This is a genomic window from Comamonas sp. CMM02, from assembly GCF_014851485.1.
GTDB classification, from domain to species: Bacteria; Pseudomonadota; Gammaproteobacteria; order Burkholderiales; family Burkholderiaceae_C; genus Comamonas; species Comamonas avium.
This window is the reverse complement of the sequence record NZ_JACUZW010000001.1, coordinates 425,935-443,707: the sequence shown is the minus strand read 5'-3', so window position 1 is coordinate 443,707 and position 17,773 is coordinate 425,935. Positions and strand designations below refer to the sequence as shown.

Below are 17,773 nucleotides of genomic sequence, written 5' to 3'. Positions count from 1 at the left end.
AATCAGGCAAAAGATGAACAATAAAAGCCAGCAAAACACTGGCTGCGCAATGGCTCAGGCGGACTGCGTGCGCTTCCAGCGCTGCCAGCCACTGGCGCGCAGCTCGCACGCGGGGCAGCTGCCACAGCCGTAGCCCCAGTCGTGCAGCACATCGCGCGTGCCCTGATAGCAGGTGTGGGTGTCGTTCACCACCAGCTCTACCAGCGCATCACCGCCCAAATCCTGGGCCATCTGCCAGGTGGCGGCTTTGTCGATCCACATCAACGGAGTTTCAATGCGCAGGCGGCGTTCCAGCCCCAGATTCAGCGCCAGCTGCATGGCCTTCATGGTGTCATCGCGGCAATCGGGGTAGCCTGAAAAATCCGTTTCACACACGCCCGTCACAATCACCTGCACACCACGGCGGTAGGCCAGTGCTCCGGCCACAGTCAGAAACAGCAGATTGCGCCCCGGCACAAAGGTATTGGGCAACCCATCGGCCTGCATGGCAAAAGCCACCTCATCGGTCAGCGAAGAGCCGCCAATTTGCTGCAGCACATCCAGCGACAGCACGTGGTCTTGCCCCAGCTTGTGCGCCCATTGCGCAAATTGCGTACGCAACTTCTCCAGCACTTGCAGGCGCACCTGCATCTCAATGCTGTGGCGCTGGCCATAGTTGAAGCCCAAGGTCTCCACACGGTCGTATTTCGACAGCGCATGGGCCAAGCATGTGGTGGAGTCCTGTCCACCCGAAAACATTACAAGCGCAGAGGTATGCATAGGGAGAAATTACAGCACGTCCCGGCCATGCCTTGCCGCGCCTACACTTAGTGCCATGAAGATTTACAAGGTTGGCGGCGCAGTGCGCGACCGCTTGTTGCAACGTCCTTTTCACGATACCGACTGGGTCGTGGTGGGCGCCACACCGCAAGAAATGACCGCGCTCGGCTTCACCCCCGTGGGGCGCGACTTTCCCGTGTTTTTGCACCCCAGAACCCACGAGGAATACGCACTGGCGCGCACCGAGCGCAAAAGCGGCATGGGCTACCGGGGCTTTGTGGTGCATACCTCGCCCGATGTCACGCTGCAGGAAGACCTGGCCCGGCGCGACTTGACCGTCAATGCCATGGCTGCTCCGGCAGACTGGACAGGCGTTGAAGCCGTATTTGACCCCTATGACGGCCAGGCCGATCTGCAGGCCAAAGTGCTGCGCCACGTCACCGACGCCTTCCGCGAAGACCCGGTGCGCATTCTGCGCGTAGCGCGCTTTGCGGCGCGGTTTCATGACTTCACCGTAGCGCCAGAAACCTTGCAGCTGATGCGCGAGATGGTGCAGGCCGGCGAGGCCGACCACCTGGTGCCCGAGCGCGTCTGGCAAGAAATCAGCCGCGGGCTGATGGCCGCCCAGCCCTCACGCATGTTTGAAGTGCTGCGCGCCTGCGGGGCCTTGAAGGTGTTGCTGCCAGAGCTGGATCGCCTGTGGGGTGTGCCCCAGCGCGCCGAGTACCACCCCGAGGTAGACAGCGGCGTGCACGCCATGATGGTGCTGGACATGGCCGCCCAGCTGGACGCCCCGCTCACGGTGCGTTTTGCCTGCCTGTGCCACGACTTTGGCAAAGGCACCACGCCCGCCGACATGCTGCCGCGCCACATTGGCCATGAGCAGCGCAGTGCACAGCTGCTCAAAGGCGTGTGCGACCGCTGGCGCGTACCCAATGACTGCAAAGAGCTGGCCGATCTGGTGGCCCGCGAGCACGGCAACATCCACCGCAGTCAGGATTTGAATGCCGCTGCTTTAGTGCGCCTGTACGAGCGCTGCGATGCCATCCGCAAGCCCGAACGCTTTGCGCAAGCACTGTGGGCCTGCGAGTGCGATGCACGCGGGCGGCTGGGCTTTGAAGAGCGCCCCTACCCGCAGCGCCAACGTCTGTGGCAGGGCCTGCAGGCTGCGCTGACGGTAGACACCGCCACAGCAGCCCAAACGGCGGCACAACGGGGACTCAAAGGCAAGGCAATTGGTGAGGCCGTAGCGTCTGTCAGAGTGCAGGCCGTGGCGGCGTGGCTGGACAGTTGAAACCACCCAGCCGCTGTTACACAAAGCAGCGCTAAAGCCAGACAAGGCGAGGGAATTCCATCAGGCACAAGGCCAGCCAGAAGAGCGAACATGTACAGGCTTTTGTCTGCAACCCTTCACGTTCAGGAATGCTGCCATGTCTTATGTTCTTCCCGGCCAGTCCGGTGCGCTGCACCAATACCAAGCCCAGTACGACAACTACATTGGCGGGCAGTGGGTCCCCCCCGCCACTGGCACTTATTTTGATGTCGTGACACCCATCACCGGCAGCGTCTACACCAAGGCTGCACGCGGCACGGCAGCCGACATTGAAAAAGCACTGGATGCAGCCCATGCCGCCGCCGATGCATGGGGCAAAAAATCGGTCACGGAACGCAGCAACATTTTGCTGCAGATTGCCGACCGCATTGACGCCAACCGCGAGCTGCTGGCCTATGTGGAAACCATTGACAACGGCAAAGCCATCCGCGAGACGCTCAATGCCGACATTCCACTGACCGCTGACCACTTTCGCTACTTTGCAGGGGCCATCCGCACCCAGGAAGGCGGCATCAGCGAGGTGGACACCGACACCGTGGCCTACCACTACCACGAGCCACTGGGCGTGGTCGGACAGATCATTCCGTGGAACTTCCCCATCCTGATGGCCGCCTGGAAGCTGGCCCCCGCACTGGCCGCAGGCAACTGCGTGGTGCTCAAACCAGCTGAGCAAACCCCCATCAGCATTCTTGTGCTGGCGGGCTTGATTGGCGATTTGCTGCCGCCGGGCGTGCTCAACATCGTCAACGGTTTTGGCCGCGAGGCTGGCATGCCGCTGGCGCAGAGCAAGCGCATTGCCAAGATTGCCTTTACCGGCTCTACCAGCACCGGCCGCGTGATTGCGCAGGCCGCCGCCAACAGCCTGATTCCCGCCACGCTGGAGCTGGGGGGCAAGTCGCCCAACATCTTCTTTGCCGATGTGATGGACAAGGACGACTCCTTCCTCGACAAGGCCATTGAAGGGCTGGTGCTGTTTGCCTTCAACCAAGGCGAAGTCTGCACCTGCCCCAGCCGCGCACTGATTCACGAGTCCATCTACGACAAGTTCATGGAGCGGGTGCTCCAGCGCGTGGCGGCCATCAAGCACGGCAACCCACTGGACCCCAACTCCATGATGGGCGCACAGGCCAGCAAAGAGCAGCTGACCAAAATCTTGTCGTACCTGGACCTGGGCAAGCAAGAAGGTGCCCAGGTACTGATTGGTGGCGCACAGGCCCAACTGGGCCAGGGGCTGGAAGGCGGCTACTACGTGCAGCCCACCATCTTCAAGGGCCACAACAAGATGCGCATTTTTCAGGAAGAAATCTTTGGCCCCGTGCTGGCGGTCACCACCTTCAAAACCGAAGCCGAAGCACTGGAGCTGGCCAACGACACGCTGTATGGACTGGGTGCCGGTGTGTGGAGCCGCAACGGCAACGTGGCCTACCGCATGGGCCGCGCCATCAAGGCTGGCCGTGTATGGACCAACTGCTACCACCACTACCCGGCGCACGCGGCTTTTGGTGGTTACAAGGAATCGGGCATTGGGCGCGAGAACCACAAGATGATGCTCAACCACTACCAGCAGACCAAGAATTTGCTGGTGAGTTATTCCGAATCCAAACTTGGCTTCTTCTGATCGGCTGTCGTAGCACCCCGGATGCTTCGTTGCACCATCTCGTCGTAGCGCTGCTACTGCCTTTGATGGTGCGCCTCGCCTGCGGAGTGCTGCGGCAACCTTGAAGCCCTGCTTGAATTCAGAATCAACTGACCGTTAGCGCTTACCTTGCCTAGCAAAAGTTAGGCTCTCAAACACCACATCAAGGAGCACACCATGGTCGAACGCGTGATCGCAACGCCTGACACGCTGGCGTTGATTGATGTGCTGCGCGCCAAGCACGGGCCGCGCCTGTTCTTTCACCAATCAGGCGGCTGCTGCGATAACAGTGCGGCCAATTGCTATATCGAGGGCGAGCTGACCATCGGCCCCGGCGACCAGTACATGGGCGATATTGGAGGGCTGCCGTTTTACATGAGCACCTCGCAATTTGAGTACTGGAAACACACCCAGCTCATCATCGACGTGATCGACGGCCACGGCGGTGGCACCTTGTCACTCGAAGGACCAGAGGGCAAAGCCTTCCTCACACGCTCTCGGCTGTTTGACGATGCCGAACTGGCCATGCTGGTTCAAGAAGATGCCCATCGACGCAGCGCACAAGAGCGGGCCAAGCACTAGGATGGAGTGATTGTTACCCAGGCTTTTGCACACCCATGATCTATTTCAATCAGGCCGCAGGCGGCCTTGCGCCCGAATCTTCCATCGACGCCATCACCGCCCACTTGCGCCAGGAAATGAAGCAAGGCGCCTACTACGCAGCGCAGGCAGCACAGCCCGAGGCCCAAAAGCTCTACACCTTGCTAGCGAGCCTGCTGCACTGCCAGCCCTCTGAAATTGCCCTGACTACCGGCAACAGCCACGGCTGGAACTCGGTGATCACCGCCATGCCCTGGCAAGCTGGAGACAAAATACTCATTACACGCGGCGAATGGGGCGGCAACGTGGCCATGCTGCACCAGCTGCAGCAACGTGCCGGGGTAGTGCTGGAAGAGATTCCTTGCGATGTACATGGCACGCTGGATCTGGAAGGCCTGCAGCGCAAACTGGCCGCAGACCCTCGCATCAAACTGGTGGCGCTGACCTGGGTGCCCGCCAACGGTGCCACCATTTACCCCGCCGCCGCTTTGGGAGCCATCTGCGCACAATTTGGTGTGACCTACGTGATTGATGCAGCCCAGGCGCTGGGTCACATTCCTGTCGATGTACAGGCGCTGCAATGCGATGCGCTGACTGCACCGGGCCGCAAATGGCTGTGCGGGCCACGCGGAACTGGCGTGCTGTATATCCGCAGCAGCTTTCTGCCCCAGCTGCGCCCCATGGTGGTGGACCACCGCTCCTGCCCCATCACCGCCCAGGGCCCCCAATTGCGTGCCGACACCTTGGTGCTGGAGCAGTCAGAGCATGCGCTGGCGCTGCGTCTGGGCCTGAAAGCGGCGCTGGAACATGCACAACACACAGGCTGGGCCACCCGCCACGCAGCCATTGCGCACAACGGCCAATCCTTGCGCAGCGCTTTGCAAGCGTTGCCCCATGTGCAGCTGCACGATGCCGATGCGCATGCTGCGCACAGCGGCATCGCCAGCTTTACGGTACATGGCTGCACAGCCATTGAAGTGCAAAACCACCTGGCACAACAGCAAATCAGTGTGGCCGTGCATACACTGGGCTTTACGCCGCTGGATACGCAAGCCCGCAGCCTTGGCAGCGTGGTGCGCGCCAGCGTGAGCTGGCAAACCACGCCAGCCGAAATCAAGGCATTGCAGGCGGCCTTGTCGGCATTGGGCCAGCACCTGCAGCCCGCTTGACGCACACAACCAATCATTCACGTCAGCACGCAGCCGCCCGCGTGCTGGCAGGCACGATCATTCTTTTGCTTTCCGTACTTTGATCGGCTACCCAACGCCGCCAAGACGATGATCGCCAGCGGGCTCGGCACGTTACCCTAGTCTGGCCGCCAAGCGATTGCGGCGAGAACTTGCACTGAGTTCAGTGCAGGCTATGGCGCTTTTAAGCGACCACCGAATTCACCCAGCGCACAATTTCGCCGGCAGGCAGCGCACCTGAGATACGGGCGATTTCGTTGCCGCCCTGAAAAATAATCATGGTAGGAATGCTGCGGATGCCATAAGGCGCTGCCACATGCGGGTAGGCCTCAGTGTCCAGTTTGGTCAAATGCACCTGAGGCTCCAGTTGCTGCGCAGCCTGCGCAAAAGCGGGGGCCATCATGCGGCAGGGCCCGCACCACGGAGCCCAGAAATCCACCACCACAGGCAGATGGCTACGGCCAATGTGCGCGGCAAAGCTTTCTGCATCCAGCTGCAAGGGCTCGCCCGTAAACAGGGGCTGGTGGCAACTGCCGCAAGCAGGTTGTGAAAACAAATGCGCCTGTGCCACGCGGTTGGTTTTGTGGCAATGGGGGCAGACGACGTGCAAGAGATCTTGGGTGGTCATAAACGCAGCTTAAATAGGTGGCCTTGGCGCAGATGGTGCCAGCGTTCGGGTTTGCAAGTCAGACAAACTGCATTTCAAAAACAGAAGCATCCATCGCTTGTACACCAATGATTTCAAGTACAAAAGTATCTAAAAACTAGTGTTTTAGAGCCTTGGCAGCTCACTTATTAAAACAACCAGGCCATCAGCTTGATGATGCTGAACAACAGCACCGTAACCAGCACTGCGCTGGCAAAGGGAATAAAAACCTCACGCCCCAGCAAACGGAATGAAAAATCCCCCGGCAGTCGCCCCAGACCCACCCTGCGCAAGATGTCCGTGGTGCTGTTGATCAGCACCAGCACAATAAAAACCAGCAACATCCAGCGAATCATGGGTCCAGCGCTTTCGGAGGTTTACAGCCTGTGCGAGCGGTCGCCATGCACAAAGCCCAGCGTGTCCCAGGCATCTACGCCCTTGGACAGGCCAATCACCTTGAACAGCTCGCCCATTTCGTGCTCCATCATCAGCTTGACGGCCATCACGCGTCCAGCGGTGTCCAGCGCATCCAGCTTGGCCTGCAGCCCGCAGTTGATGAGAAAGTGCGCCTGCGTGGTGTAGCCCAGCACATCAAAGCCTGCGTCTTGGGCGGCCACGGCGGTGCCAGTGAAGTTAACGTGAGCGGTGATGTCTTTCAGACCCAGCTCCACCAGCGGGTTGTCGTCCATCTGGTGCAGGCGGTGGCAGACCATGGTGCCCATGTGACGCTGCGGGTGGTAGTACTCCGACTCACCAAAGCCATAGTCAATCAAAAACACAGCGCCCTGCACCAAGTGTGCGCCCAGCGTGCGGATAAAGGCCTCGCCCTGCTGGTGAATCTCGGTCACGTAGTCATGCTCGCCTTGCACATCCATCGGCGGGCGCAGTTGCGTGGGCTGGTCGGCCCATGCCAGCTCGCCGCCTTGCAGCGCTACCCCGCGCTCGTGCCACACGCCGCCCTTGCGTGCAAGCAGTTGCACGGGCATGGCATCCAGCACTTCGTTGCCAATCACCACGCCGCGCATCTGAGCGGGCAGCTCGCTGGCCCAGACCACTTTGGTGCCGTGCCCAGCCAGCGTGGTTTGCTGGCGTGCGCGCAACGTGCCAGACAGGTCCACGATGGTGTAGCGCTCAAGCTGCACGCCCAGACGCTGCAGCTCATCGAGCACTTGCAGCGCCAGCGCGCCCGTGCCTGCGCCAAACTCCCAGACTTCGCGGGTGCCGGTCCTGGACAAGGCCTCAGCGATTTGTACGGCCAGCAATTGCCCAAACACGGGCGAAATCTCTGGCGCAGTGACAAAATCGCTGCCCGAAGTGGGCAAAACGCCAAATTTGGCCGTGTCATTGGCGTAGTAACCAAGGCCCGGCGTATAGAGGGCCATGGCCATAAACTGGTCAAAACCAATCCATCCACCCGCTTGGGCAATGGCCTTTTCTATGTGCGAACGCAATGCGCTCGTTAAACTTGAGGGTTCTGTCATCACCCCTGCATTGTCGCCTTTGCAAAGCCCCGGCTTCGTAAAACCTGCGAAAGCACCGTGCAAAAGGGATAGTTTGACAGTCCCCGCCCACAAAAATTTACACGCAAATTGCCAAAGGATGCCGGCCTGACGCCTGTGTCTTTGCACCCACCATGTCGTCTGTCGCCACAGGTCAACGCACCATCTCGCTCACAGGGCTGCGCCTGAACGCGCGTCTGGGCATCCTCGACTTTGAGCGCGAGGCGGCCCAGCCCATCTGCGTTGATGCACAGCTGAACATGGGTGTGCAGCCCTTGCTGCCCGCCAGTGACGACATTAGCGAAGTGCTGGACTACCGACTGGCCCGCAACACCATCATCAGCACGTGCACCGCCGGTCACACCGACCTGCTGGAGCGCCTGACGGGTACGCTGGCACAGCAATTGATGGCATTGCCCGGTGTACAGGGTGTGCGCGTAAAAATTACCAAACTTGAGATTTTTGACGACTGCGAAGTTGCCATTCGCGTCGAAACCGGACAATGGTGAACCCCATGAACGCTGTGACTGAAAACCCCTGGATTGCCGAAGATGCGGAGCAAGCAGCTCCCCAAGGCGACACTGACGCCCAAGCCAAGCCCGGCAAGATCAAGATTGAGCGCGAGCAGATCAAGCTTGAAAAACGCCTGTGCCGCGAGGTAGGCCGCGCCGTGATGGACTTCAACATGATTGAAGACGGCGACAAGATCATGGTCTGCATGTCGGGTGGCAAAGACAGCTACACGCTGCTGGACATTCTGCGCAAGCTGCAAAAGCGCGCGCCCGTGAAGTTCGAGATCGTGGCCGTCAATCTGGACCAAAAGCAGCCCGGTTTCCCCGATCACATCCTGCCCGAGTACTTTCAGTCCATCGGCGTGGACTACCACATCGAAACGCAGGACACCTACTCGGTCGTCAAGCGCGTGATTCCAGAAGGCAAGACCACCTGTGGCCTGTGCTCGCGCCTGCGCCGTGCCATTTTGTACTCGGTGGCAGACCGTCTGGGCTGCACCAAAGTGGCACTGGGCCACCACCGCGACGATATCGTGCAGACACTGATGCTGAACATGTTCTACGGCGGCCGCATGAAGGGCATGCCCCCTAAGCTGGTGTCTGATGACGGCAAGCACGTGGTGATTCGCCCCCTGTGCTATGTGCCCGAGAAGGACACCACCCGCTGGGCGCAGTACAACAACTTCCCCATCATTCCTTGCAACCTGTGCGGCAGCCAGGACGGCCTGCAGCGCGTGGCTGTGGGCAACATGCTGCGCGAGTGGGACAAGAAGTTCCCCGGCCGCATCGAGAGCATGTTCCGCGCCATGGGCAACGTAGTGACCACCCACATGATGGACCCCGAGCTGCACAACTTCAAGGACGCCAAGGCCACTGGCATTGCCGATCCCAACGGTGACATGGCTTTCGACCATGAAGAGCTGCCCACCACACCCGCACTGCCCGGCGGTGTGCAGGTGGTACAAATTAGCTAAGCCTGCGCGCCCCCATCCAAGCCCCGCTCTGCGGGGCTTTTTACTTTGAGCGACAACGTACTGCGCTGCCTTCCTGCATGGCGGGGAACTTGGCCGCGTTATTGTCCCTCCTACCAACGTTTGGCAAGCTCCCCCGCTTGCACCCACTTGTCAGCAAAACGGTACTGTTGTGCGTTGTATGCACAGGATTCAGAGGAGTAACTCTCATGACATATACCTCACACACCCGTCGATGGGCCATGACTGCGTTATTAGCCAGTGCTGCCGTACTGGCAGGCTGCGCCAGCGGCCCACGCGAGATTACGTCCAACGTGCAAAGCTACTCCAGCATGGCGGACGTGCAGCTGCCAGCGACCTACCGCATGGAACTGCTGCCCTCACAAACCCAGCAGCAAAGCTTCGCCAAGGTTGAAGCAGCAGCAGAAAACGCCCTCAAACGCGTGGGGCTGACGCGTGATCCCCGCCCTGAACTGGCCCGACTGGTCGTGCAAGTGGGTGCCACCGCCACCCAGGGGCGTGCCTACCACCCAGCCTATGACGACTGGTTCTATGGCCCCCGCTTTGGCTGGGGCATGGGCTGGGGCGGCCCTCGCATGGGAATGGGCATGGGCTGGATGGACACTCCCCCCATGGTCTATTACCGTGGCGTCAAACTGGTGCTGCGTGACCAGAAAACCCAGAAAATCGTCTACGAGACATCAGCGGCTTACGACGAGGTGTGGATGGACGACAACGTCATCTGGAACGTCTTGTTTGATGCTGCGTTGACCGACTTCCCCAACCCAAGCCAAGGCACACGCACGGTGCGCACCTTACTGCAGCCTGTGCCGGCAGCAGCCAAGGCAGCGCCCACACCAGCACCTGCCGCAGCCACCAGCTCTAGCGGTCGCTGATTGACTGGCGCGTGCTGATGTACCTAAAAAAAACAGGCCTGCGGGCCTGTTTTTTTATGCGTCGTTGATCAAGCTGTGTGCTCAGGCCACCAGCCATCGGCGCGCCGCTCCATGCGCGGGCAGTCATAGGCCCCCAGCACGGCAATGGCACTGCCATCGGCGCGACGCAGTTGCGACTGCCACTGTGTGCCCTGGCGCATGGCCACAGCAATTGCAGCAATATCAGCACCACAGCGCTCCAGCAGTTTCAAGCCTGAAACCATGGTGGTTCCAGAGCTGACCGCATCGTCCACAACCAGCACACGCTTACCCGCAATCAATGGCAGCTGGTTGGGGTCCACATACAGCAGTTTGCCCTTGCCCGGCGTTGTAATGGAGCTGACCGGCTCGGACAGCGCCTCGCTGTACCAGTACTTGCGCGAATAACCCAGTGGTACATAGCGGCTGTGACCCAGGTGCCGGGCCACCAGTGGCGCAAAAGCCAGCCCCAGCGTAGGCAGACCCACCACCACATCAAACGCATGCTCCCTGGCTGCATGGGCCATGTGCACAGCCAGTTGCTCCACCACGTCGATAGAAGCCTGATTGGCAATCAGCGAGGCCACACAGCGCTCAGGCTGGCTGGGCATGCCGCGCAGTGGCAGCACCAGATAGCGCCCATCAGGCAAACGGGCCGGGTAGCTGCTGGCATAGGGTGGCAGTGGAGACTGGGTCAGCTCACTGGCGCTGACAGTGCGCTGCCAATAGTCGGTGGTGGCATCAAAACCCGGCAGGTTCTGGCTGGAAAGATCGGTGACGTTCATACAAAAAACTCAATCACGGCGCAGATACGCCTGTGCCAATTGCACCCAGTAGCTGGCAGTCACTGGCAGCAGGTTGTCGTTGAAGTCATAGCCTGCGTTGTGCACCATGCAGCCGCCCTCACCCACACCATTGCCCACAATAAAGTAGTTGCCCGGCACCGCGTTGAGCATGATGGCGAAGTCATCGCTGGCCTGCAGCGGCTGCAGATTGGGAATCAGCCACTGCTCGCCCAGAAAATGACGGGCGACGTTCACCGCAAAATCCGTGGCAGCCACATCGTTGATGACGGGCGGATAGCGCCATTTGTACTCCACTTGTGCCGTCGCACGGTGCACCGCAGCCTGCGCATGGGCCATGGCCGTGATGCGCTCACGCAGTTGCTGGCGCACCTGCGGGCAGCGAGCGCGGATGGTTACGCGCAGCTCACAGGTCTCGGGAATCACATTGGGTGCATCCCCCGCATGGATGGCACCGACCGTGACCACCGCCATGTCGTTGGGATCTATCTCGCGCGAACGGATGGTCTGCAGCGCCAGCACCAGGTGCGAAGCAACCACAATCGGGTCTACTGCCACATGCGGCATCGCACCATGACCACCTTTGCCGTGGATGGTGATGATGGCCGTGTCCGAGCTGGAATACATCACCCCCGAGCGAAAACCGAACTGGCCGGCCGGATAGCCGGGTTCGTTGTGAAAAGCGTAAAGCGCATCGCAGGGAAACAGCTCAAACAGCCCTTGGTCCACCATCTTCTGCGCGCCGCCATGGCCTTCTTCGGCGGGCTGAAAAATCAGGTGCAGCGTGCCGCTGAACTGTTCTTTGCGCTCAGCCATCACCTTGGCCGCTGCAAGCAGCGTTGCGGTGTGGCCGTCATGCCCGCAGGCGTGCATTTTCCCGTCATGCCTGCTCGCGTAAGGCAATCCTGTGGTCTCACGGATCGGCAACGCATCCATGTCTGCACGCAGCCCCAGACGCTTGCCGTTGAAGTGATCGCCACAGCGCAGCGTGCCCACCACGCCGGTGTCACCCAGGCCCCGGTGCACTTCATAACCCCACTCAGTCAGCCTGGCGGCCACGATGTCGCCAGTGCGGTGTTCCTGATAGGCCAGTTCGGGGTGTGCGTGCAAGTCGTGCCGCAAGGCCAGCATGTCTGCAGCAATCGCTGCAATTTCTGGCATCACGGGTGGATGTATCTCAGCGTGGACCGGATTGATGGGCGCAGCCATGGCTTACTCCTGCTCAATCTTGGCCGAAGTCACGATGGCCGCATAGGCCGCTTTTTCCTTCTTCAGGAAAGCCGCAAACTGCGCTGGCGTACCGCTGCCGGGTGTTGCACCACCATCCTTCAAACGCTGCTGCACATCCGGGGCCTTCAGCACAGCATCCAGCTCAGAGGCCAGGCGGGTGATCACGGCAGTTGGCGTGCCCTTGGGGGCAAACAGGCCAGTCCAGGTGTTAATTTCCATGCCTTTGAGCACAGGTGTCTCGGCGAATGCCGGTACGCTGGGAATAGAGTCAATCCGCTGGGCCGAAGTCACACCCAGTGCATGCAGTTTGCCCTGCTGCACCAGCGGCGTTGCACTGGTGGTGACCAGATAACCCGTGTCCACCTGCCCACCCATCACGTCGTTGATGATCTGCGCGCCACCGCGGTAAGGCACATGCACCATCTGCACCTTGGCGCGTTCCTGCACCATTTCCATGGCCAGGTGCAGCACCGTTCCCACGCCCGAAGTGCCATAGGTAATCTTGCCCGGCTGGGCCTTGGCCAGCGCAATCAACTCTTGCATGTTCTGGGCCGGGAAACCTGGGCGTGCCATCAGCACTACGGGGGCCACACTGACTTGCCCGATGGGCAGCAAATCGCGCTCCGCATCGTATTTCACCGCCTTGTTCACCAGCTGGGCTACGCTGACCGGGCCGTCAAAACCCATGACGATGGTGTAACCGTCAGGCTTGGCATTGATCGCCTTGCTCACCCCCAAGACTCCGCCGGCACCAGGCACGTTGTCTACCACCACAGACTGCCCCAGACGCTCGCTCAGTTTCTGGCCAATGAGGCGGGCCTGAAAATCCACATTGCCACCGGCACTAAAAGGCACGATCAACGTAATGGGCTTGAGCTTTGGCCACGCATTGTCTGCAAGGGCCGCATGGGGCAAGGCAACAGAAACAGCCGCAAGCGTGGCGGCAGAAAAAAAGATGCGTCGGAACATGGAAACTGCGGGGGTAATGCGCAGGCAGCCAGGGCAGCGCCTGCTGGGTGAAAGTGCGCCGATTTTGACACAGGCGCAGCATAGATGCCTGACAGTCAGACACTATGCAATCCGAAATTACCCTTGTGCATTTTTTTGCAAATATTGCGCGTTGATAGTCACTACACCGTCTGTGTTCTACCGGGTACAGCAACTCCATCTACAACGTGTTTTTTTGCAAATGAGCACATTGCCGCACACAGCGACACCAGGCGCACGTGGTAACTTGGAGGCATTGCAGCACGCTAGGAGTTCACGATGAAACACTGGATCAGCACCGCCCTGATGGCGAGCACTTTGTGCGGAGTTTCCTGGTCGGTACACGCCGCAAACTGGGGCGACACCCTGCGCCAGCAAGCCTCGCAACTGGGCGGCAGCAGCACCACCGCCAGCGGTGACAGCGGCACAACCTCAGCCCTGGGCGGCTTGCTGGGCGGCAGCGGTGCCGCTGGCGGGCTGCTTTCTTCATTGGGTGTTCCGGCATCTGGCACCGCCAGCAATGCAGCAGGCGTTATTACCTACTGCATGAAGAACAACTACCTGAACGCCAACAAAGCCCAGCAGGTCAAAGACCAGTTGCTGGGCAAGCTGGGCTTGGGCACGCAAAAGCAAGAAGCGCCCAAAGACCAAGGCTACCTGAACGGGCTGGGCGGCATGATCACCGGCAGCAACGGGCAAAGCTTCAGCATGGACAAGCTCAAAGGTGACCTGAAAGAAAAAGCCTGTGATTTTGTGCTGGACAACGCCAAGTCACTGCTTTGATCCATAAAACGTAACTGCCATCAATTGCCCAGCAAGGGCTACAAGACACAACGGCCTGCAATCGAGATTGCAGGCCTTTTCTTATGGTGGGCTTTGCTTCAACGCTCGCGTGCCACACACCCAAGACCGGCCCGCTCACGCAGCGCCCACATCCTGTGTCGTGCCAGCTACTGCACCCAGTTGGTGCAATACACCGGATGCACCTTGTGATGCAATGCAGCAACTCAGAAATAGAAAAAATCTTTGCATCCAGCCATGGATTTGCTGCGTATTCCTATCAGCCGGCATTTTTCGGCTTGCAACCATCAAGGAGCACTCCATGGTCTCGATTCAAACTACCCGTAAATTGGCTTCGTTCAGCCTGGCCATTGCAATGTCAGCCACATCCGTTGCGGCTATGGCTGATGTGATGGTGGGAGGCGCAGCGATGCTGCCATCCAGAGACATCATCGACAACGCTGTCAACTCCAAAGACCACACCACGCTGGTCGCTGCCGTCAAAGCTGCCGATCTGGTTGACACCCTCAAAGGCCCGGGCCCATTCACCGTTTTTGCTCCAACCAACGCCGCCTTTGACGCACTGCCCGCAGGCACGGTTGACACTTTGCTCAAACCCGAAAACAAAGGCATGCTGACCACCATCCTCACTTACCACGTGGTACCGGGCAAGTGGGATGCCGCAGCCCTGAGCAAAATGATCAAGGACGGCAAAGGCAAGGCCATGGTGAAAACCGTCAGCGGCGGCACCCTGACGGCCAAATCAAACGGCAAAAAAATCATGCTGACCGATGAAAAAGGCGGCACGGCCACCGTGACCATTGCTGATGTGTACCAGTCCAATGGCGTGATTCACGTCATCGACAAGGTATTGCTGCCCAAGTGATAGCGCGGCCAGTGCTGCAAAGGCTTTGCATGGGCTTTTGCAGCGGCCCTGCTATCTGTGCACCCTTGGGGCACTAAAGCCACAGGCAGGCACTTCAAAAATCAAGCGGCTCACGCTGGCCACATCAACGCCAGTCGCTCAAAAGGCTTGAAACTTCACACGATTTCAAGCCTTTTTATTGATGCCCTCTTAGCGACTGCTGACCATTGGCAGGGGCAGCAGCACCCCATGAAACGCCGTATGCCCTGGCTGCGCACAGCTGGAGGCAGCATTGCGTTGCAAAGTCACGCAGCAGGCCTGTGGGCGTGCAAGGGCAAACACTTCACATGCTCTAGCGCCTAGGACCGGCTGCATGCGCTGATACCCGCGCTCATTCAGCGTTGAGCGCCTGCACGCAGCAAAATCTCTTCGATCTGCTGATACCCACGCTGGCGTGCGTGTTGCAGCGGCGTAACGCCTTGGGCATCTGCCAAGTGCACATCGGCTTTGGCATCTACCAGCTGGCGCACGATGTCCACATGCTGCGGGCCACCGTTGCTCAGCACAATGGCCTCCATCAACGCCGTCCAGTGCAGGTTGTTGACGTGGTTCACATCCACGCCTGCTGCAATCAAGATCCGCACGGTTTCCACGTGCCCACGCTCTGCCGCCGGAATCAGTGCCGTGCCACCATAGCGATTGGTACTTTTCAAATCAGCACCATGTGCCAGTGTCAGCTTCAAAATCTCGTTGTGCCCACGTGCCCCAGCGTAGAGATAAGGGCTGTCCTGCATGCGGTCTTTGGCATTCACATTGGCACCGGCTTCTATCAGCACCCTGGCCACTGCCACATGGTTGTTGTGCGTGGCAATCAGCAACGCCGTGGCACCGCTGCCATCGCGCACCTCTTTGTTGGCCCCTTGCGCCAGCAGTGCATGCACCACTGCCGCATCGCCTTGCAAGGCCGCTGCAAGCAATTGGCCATCCAGCGCCTCCCCGGCATTCGCATGAGCAGAAGATATTCCCACCATGACCATGACTCCCACAAAAAATTGACGACGGTTTACGCACATGGCTCTACCTCCTTGCAGGCGATTGTGCATAACTGTGCGGGTATCGGGATGGGATGGACTCACGCAGGGCCAGTAAGAATGCAATTATTTATCTGTGAGAGCAGCCACCGCTAGCTAGCGAAGCTTGGCGGTTCAGGTAAAGCGCAGCAGCGACGCCTCCAGCGTAGCGTGAATGGTTGGCAAGCAATAACTATCAGCGCTTTCGGAATCTGGAATAGATACCTAAAAATGTTGAACTTATTTTTTGTTTTTTAGTGCTGCTATGAGTTGACTGAAATAGGTTCATCGCTCCGATCATAAAGATAGCCGAAGACTTGATATTTTTTGAAACACGCATGGCTTGTGCACGTGCTCATTGGCACAGCATTTTTTGTAACAAATTAACCATGTCTAATTATTACCACAGAAACTTGCTTCTTAATATTTATATTTTTATAGTCTTATCCGAAGTGAACATGTCTCTTTTATTTTTCCCAACCCAATTATGACTTTTAGGGAGATAGCTTTGAAGTACCTTACCTTGCTAACTTTTCCACTGTTATTGACCTGTGCAGCCGCTCATGCTGATACCGGTGGTGACAAAAAAATGGTGATGGTCGGAATCAAAGACTCAACGGGCGCAACTTTTGGACTGAGTTTCGCACCACCAGAGGAGGAAGGTTGGACTACTAAAAGATCCGGCTTGTCTGTCTCACTAGAAAAGAATGCAGATTCTGCTGAAGACAGTAGAGAAATCGAAGCATATTCAATACGCCTGGATGTCCCCATCTCACCAATGTCAACTTATTTAAATAATATCAAAAGCAATCTTGTGGAAGGTTATAAAGACAGCAAGGAATTTAAACTGAGTGCGTTTGATGTAGTTCAAGATCCAAAGGAAAGTAGATGCGCAAGAATTTATACCCTATTAGAATCCATACAACCAGATCAAGCAACTCAAGAAAAAAAATGGAGTGAGCAATACGTCATCTCCTGCGGCCTGCTTAAGCGCAAGGGGCTAGGCTTCGAAATGCGTTATTACCATAGATATATTGACTCAAAAAAAGACGATCAGTTTATAGAAGATGCTCGCAAAGTACTCGATAGCGTTGTAATTTACGACAACTAAAAACAAAGTAAACTTATTCAGCGGGTGACCTTCAGCACCCGCTGAATTTAAATCAAAATTAACAAAAAAATAAATCTCCAATCATCACACATTAATCTTCAGCTTTAAAAATTTGAAGACTGTGTGTAGCTAAGAGAATTTATAAAACTCACCTTAAATTCAAAATTACGCTGAGTATCTGATTTGCACAGGCACTCTGGCGAATGCGTCGATAAAAAATCTTGTCGCCAAAAATGGGCCGCCCATCGTATAGAAACATCTCCATACGGCGCCACAAAGACACCCACCCACTGATCTCCAGGCTATGGTGCAACGTTCTCGCAAAACAGCAGCCACCCAGCCTTCGAGAGGCACTCAACGTTGTGGCAAGAAATGCCAGACCGTTGATCAGGCTGATGACTCCGCGTCGCAGGTGCCATCGCAGCTTGCGCTGGGACTCGGTTGACCGCTGGGCGGGCTCAATGAGTATTGGCAGCACTGACTCACTTGGTTCGCTTGACCTAAGTGCAGAAGCAGCGCCAGTGGATCCATCGATTGACGCCGCAAAAGTCGCTCAGATCTCTAGCTCCTGCACTGAAGTCATTCCGACTCCACGGCATGCCTGAAACCCCATAGCAAGGCGCACCTGCAGATGCCAGCTTCTGGACACAAGCGTTCTCAGCAACAGGGGCTTGCGCGCTATGACAACCAGCAGGTTCACGCAAAAGCATGAGCGCCTGTCGCTTGTGGTAAGTCAACATCACCAAAGCATCCAAGGATTGGCTGCATGTAGAGGCAGAACTGTCTTGAACGTTACCCTCTTACGGCCTGCATCCATTGCTTAAATCCGCCCAGACGCTACTGTGTGAAATCGCTATACAGCGCGCTGCC

Annotated in this window: 18 protein-coding genes; 10 read left to right on the top strand and 8 right to left on the bottom strand. The window is 58.1% G+C overall.

Translation table 11 applies throughout. From position 1 onward, the window contains the following. Positions 1-54: 54 nt before the first annotated feature. On the bottom strand, positions 55-759 hold the full coding sequence (queC, locus tag IB213_RS01990) for a 7-cyano-7-deazaguanine synthase QueC (protein WP_192405231.1): 705 nt from the start codon (positions 757-759) through the stop codon (positions 55-57). A gap of 55 nt (positions 760-814) precedes the next feature. Between queC and IB213_RS01985 the strand changes: the two genes are divergently transcribed. The 4 genes from IB213_RS01985 to IB213_RS01970 all read left to right on the top strand — a co-directional run bounded on the left by IB213_RS01985 (position 815) and on the right by IB213_RS01970 (position 5,497). Next, on the top strand, positions 815-2,053 hold the full coding sequence (locus tag IB213_RS01985) for a multifunctional CCA addition/repair protein (protein ID WP_192405230.1): 1,239 nt from the start codon (positions 815-817) through the stop codon (positions 2,051-2,053). 136 nt (positions 2,054-2,189) lie between these two features. Then, positions 2,190-3,710, top strand: coding sequence for an aldehyde dehydrogenase family protein (locus tag IB213_RS01980; RefSeq protein WP_192405229.1), 1,521 nt, complete (start codon positions 2,190-2,192; stop codon positions 3,708-3,710). Between the two features lie 195 nt (positions 3,711-3,905). After that, positions 3,906-4,310: a DUF779 domain-containing protein gene (locus tag IB213_RS01975; RefSeq protein ID WP_191722679.1), complete on the top strand. Its 405-nt coding sequence runs from the start codon at positions 3,906-3,908 to the stop codon at positions 4,308-4,310. Positions 4,311-4,345: 35 nt separating this feature from the next. Further along, positions 4,346-5,497, top strand: coding sequence for an aminotransferase class V-fold PLP-dependent enzyme (locus tag IB213_RS01970; protein ID WP_192405228.1), 1,152 nt, complete (start codon positions 4,346-4,348; stop codon positions 5,495-5,497). Positions 5,498-5,699: 202 nt separating this feature from the next. On the opposite strand, the gene trxC is transcribed toward IB213_RS01970, so the two are convergent. From trxC to IB213_RS01955, 3 genes are all read right to left on the bottom strand, one after another. Continuing rightward, positions 5,700-6,143 carry a thioredoxin TrxC gene (gene trxC, locus IB213_RS01965; RefSeq protein WP_192405227.1) on the bottom strand — a complete coding sequence of 148 codons (444 nt, stop codon included), beginning with the start codon at positions 6,141-6,143 and terminating at the stop codon, positions 5,700-5,702. Positions 6,144-6,310: 167 nt separating this feature from the next. Beyond that, complete coding sequence (locus tag IB213_RS01960) at positions 6,311-6,517, bottom strand: DUF2905 family protein (RefSeq protein WP_191722671.1); 207 nt, start codon at positions 6,515-6,517, stop codon at positions 6,311-6,313. A gap of 21 nt (positions 6,518-6,538) precedes the next feature. Next, on the bottom strand, positions 6,539-7,642 hold the full coding sequence (locus IB213_RS01955) for a class I SAM-dependent methyltransferase (protein ID WP_225560922.1): 1,104 nt from the start codon (positions 7,640-7,642) through the stop codon (positions 6,539-6,541). Positions 7,643-7,794: 152 nt separating this feature from the next. On the opposite strand from IB213_RS01955, the gene IB213_RS01950 reads away from it, so the two are divergent. The 3 genes from IB213_RS01950 to IB213_RS01940 all read left to right on the top strand — a co-directional run bounded on the left by IB213_RS01950 (position 7,795) and on the right by IB213_RS01940 (position 10,039). Further along, complete coding sequence (locus IB213_RS01950; RefSeq protein ID WP_192405226.1) at positions 7,795-8,169, top strand: dihydroneopterin aldolase; 375 nt, start codon at positions 7,795-7,797, stop codon at positions 8,167-8,169. A gap of 5 nt (positions 8,170-8,174) precedes the next feature. Then, positions 8,175-9,146, top strand: coding sequence for a tRNA 2-thiocytidine(32) synthetase TtcA (gene ttcA / locus IB213_RS01945; RefSeq protein WP_370551135.1), 972 nt, complete (start codon positions 8,175-8,177; stop codon positions 9,144-9,146). 206 nt (positions 9,147-9,352) lie between these two features. After that, on the top strand, positions 9,353-10,039 hold the full coding sequence (locus IB213_RS01940; RefSeq protein WP_192405224.1) for a DUF4136 domain-containing protein: 687 nt from the start codon (positions 9,353-9,355) through the stop codon (positions 10,037-10,039). 68 nt (positions 10,040-10,107) lie between these two features. Here the strand turns inward: IB213_RS01940 and IB213_RS01935 are convergent, their stop codons facing one another. The 3 genes from IB213_RS01935 to IB213_RS01925 are packed head-to-tail and all read right to left on the bottom strand — an operon-like array spanning position 10,108 to position 13,059. Beyond that, positions 10,108-10,842 (bottom strand): phosphoribosyltransferase, encoded by a 735-nt coding sequence (locus tag IB213_RS01935; protein ID WP_191722667.1) that lies wholly within the window; start codon positions 10,840-10,842, stop codon positions 10,108-10,110. A gap of 9 nt (positions 10,843-10,851) precedes the next feature. After that, positions 10,852-12,069 carry a M20 aminoacylase family protein gene (locus IB213_RS01930; RefSeq protein ID WP_192405223.1) on the bottom strand — a complete coding sequence of 406 codons (1,218 nt, stop codon included), beginning with the start codon at positions 12,067-12,069 and terminating at the stop codon, positions 10,852-10,854. Positions 12,070-12,072: 3 nt separating this feature from the next. Then, complete coding sequence (locus tag IB213_RS01925) at positions 12,073-13,059, bottom strand: tripartite tricarboxylate transporter substrate binding protein (protein ID WP_191722665.1); 987 nt, start codon at positions 13,057-13,059, stop codon at positions 12,073-12,075. A 297-nt stretch (positions 13,060-13,356) separates the two neighbouring features. Between IB213_RS01925 and IB213_RS01920 the strand changes: the two genes are divergently transcribed. Next, positions 13,357-13,860: a DUF2501 domain-containing protein gene (locus IB213_RS01920; protein WP_192405222.1), complete on the top strand. Its 504-nt coding sequence runs from the start codon at positions 13,357-13,359 to the stop codon at positions 13,858-13,860. A gap of 319 nt (positions 13,861-14,179) precedes the next feature. Then, positions 14,180-14,743 carry a fasciclin domain-containing protein gene (locus IB213_RS01915; protein ID WP_191722663.1) on the top strand — a complete coding sequence of 188 codons (564 nt, stop codon included), beginning with the start codon at positions 14,180-14,182 and terminating at the stop codon, positions 14,741-14,743. 374 nt (positions 14,744-15,117) lie between these two features. Here the strand turns inward: IB213_RS01915 and IB213_RS01910 are convergent, their stop codons facing one another. After that, a complete protein-coding gene (locus IB213_RS01910; RefSeq protein WP_192405221.1) occupies positions 15,118-15,795 on the bottom strand; it encodes an ankyrin repeat domain-containing protein in 678 nt (225 codons plus the stop codon). A 505-nt stretch (positions 15,796-16,300) separates the two neighbouring features. On the opposite strand from IB213_RS01910, the gene IB213_RS01905 reads away from it, so the two are divergent. Beyond that, a complete protein-coding gene (locus tag IB213_RS01905; RefSeq protein WP_192405220.1) occupies positions 16,301-16,903 on the top strand; it encodes a hypothetical protein in 603 nt (200 codons plus the stop codon). Positions 16,904-17,773: the final 870 nt, after the last annotated feature.

Excerpts from the sequence above, each read along its gene's own strand:
- queC (WP_192405231.1), bottom strand. The coding sequence starts at position 759 with ATGCATACCTCTGCGCTTGTAATGTTTTCGGGTGGACAGGACTCCACC.
- IB213_RS01985 (WP_192405230.1), top strand. The coding sequence starts at position 815 with ATGAAGATTTACAAGGTTGGCGGCGCAGTGCGCGACCGCTTGTTGCAA.
- IB213_RS01980 (WP_192405229.1), top strand. The coding sequence starts at position 2,190 with ATGTCTTATGTTCTTCCCGGCCAGTCCGGTGCGCTGCACCAATACCAA.
- IB213_RS01975 (WP_191722679.1), top strand. The coding sequence starts at position 3,906 with ATGGTCGAACGCGTGATCGCAACGCCTGACACGCTGGCGTTGATTGAT.
- IB213_RS01970 (WP_192405228.1), top strand. The coding sequence starts at position 4,346 with ATGATCTATTTCAATCAGGCCGCAGGCGGCCTTGCGCCCGAATCTTCC.
- trxC (WP_192405227.1), bottom strand. The coding sequence starts at position 6,143 with ATGACCACCCAAGATCTCTTGCACGTCGTCTGCCCCCATTGCCACAAA.
- IB213_RS01960 (WP_191722671.1), bottom strand. The coding sequence starts at position 6,517 with ATGATTCGCTGGATGTTGCTGGTTTTTATTGTGCTGGTGCTGATCAAC.
- IB213_RS01955 (WP_225560922.1), bottom strand. The coding sequence starts at position 7,642 with ATGACAGAACCCTCAAGTTTAACGAGCGCATTGCGTTCGCACATAGAA.
- IB213_RS01950 (WP_192405226.1), top strand. The coding sequence starts at position 7,795 with ATGTCGTCTGTCGCCACAGGTCAACGCACCATCTCGCTCACAGGGCTG.
- ttcA (WP_370551135.1), top strand. The coding sequence starts at position 8,175 with ATGAACGCTGTGACTGAAAACCCCTGGATTGCCGAAGATGCGGAGCAA.
- IB213_RS01940 (WP_192405224.1), top strand. The coding sequence starts at position 9,353 with ATGACATATACCTCACACACCCGTCGATGGGCCATGACTGCGTTATTA.
- IB213_RS01935 (WP_191722667.1), bottom strand. The coding sequence starts at position 10,842 with ATGAACGTCACCGATCTTTCCAGCCAGAACCTGCCGGGTTTTGATGCC.
- IB213_RS01930 (WP_192405223.1), bottom strand. The coding sequence starts at position 12,069 with ATGGCTGCGCCCATCAATCCGGTCCACGCTGAGATACATCCACCCGTG.
- IB213_RS01925 (WP_191722665.1), bottom strand. The coding sequence starts at position 13,059 with ATGTTCCGACGCATCTTTTTTTCTGCCGCCACGCTTGCGGCTGTTTCT.
- IB213_RS01920 (WP_192405222.1), top strand. The coding sequence starts at position 13,357 with ATGAAACACTGGATCAGCACCGCCCTGATGGCGAGCACTTTGTGCGGA.
- IB213_RS01915 (WP_191722663.1), top strand. The coding sequence starts at position 14,180 with ATGGTCTCGATTCAAACTACCCGTAAATTGGCTTCGTTCAGCCTGGCC.
- IB213_RS01910 (WP_192405221.1), bottom strand. The coding sequence starts at position 15,795 with ATGTGCGTAAACCGTCGTCAATTTTTTGTGGGAGTCATGGTCATGGTG.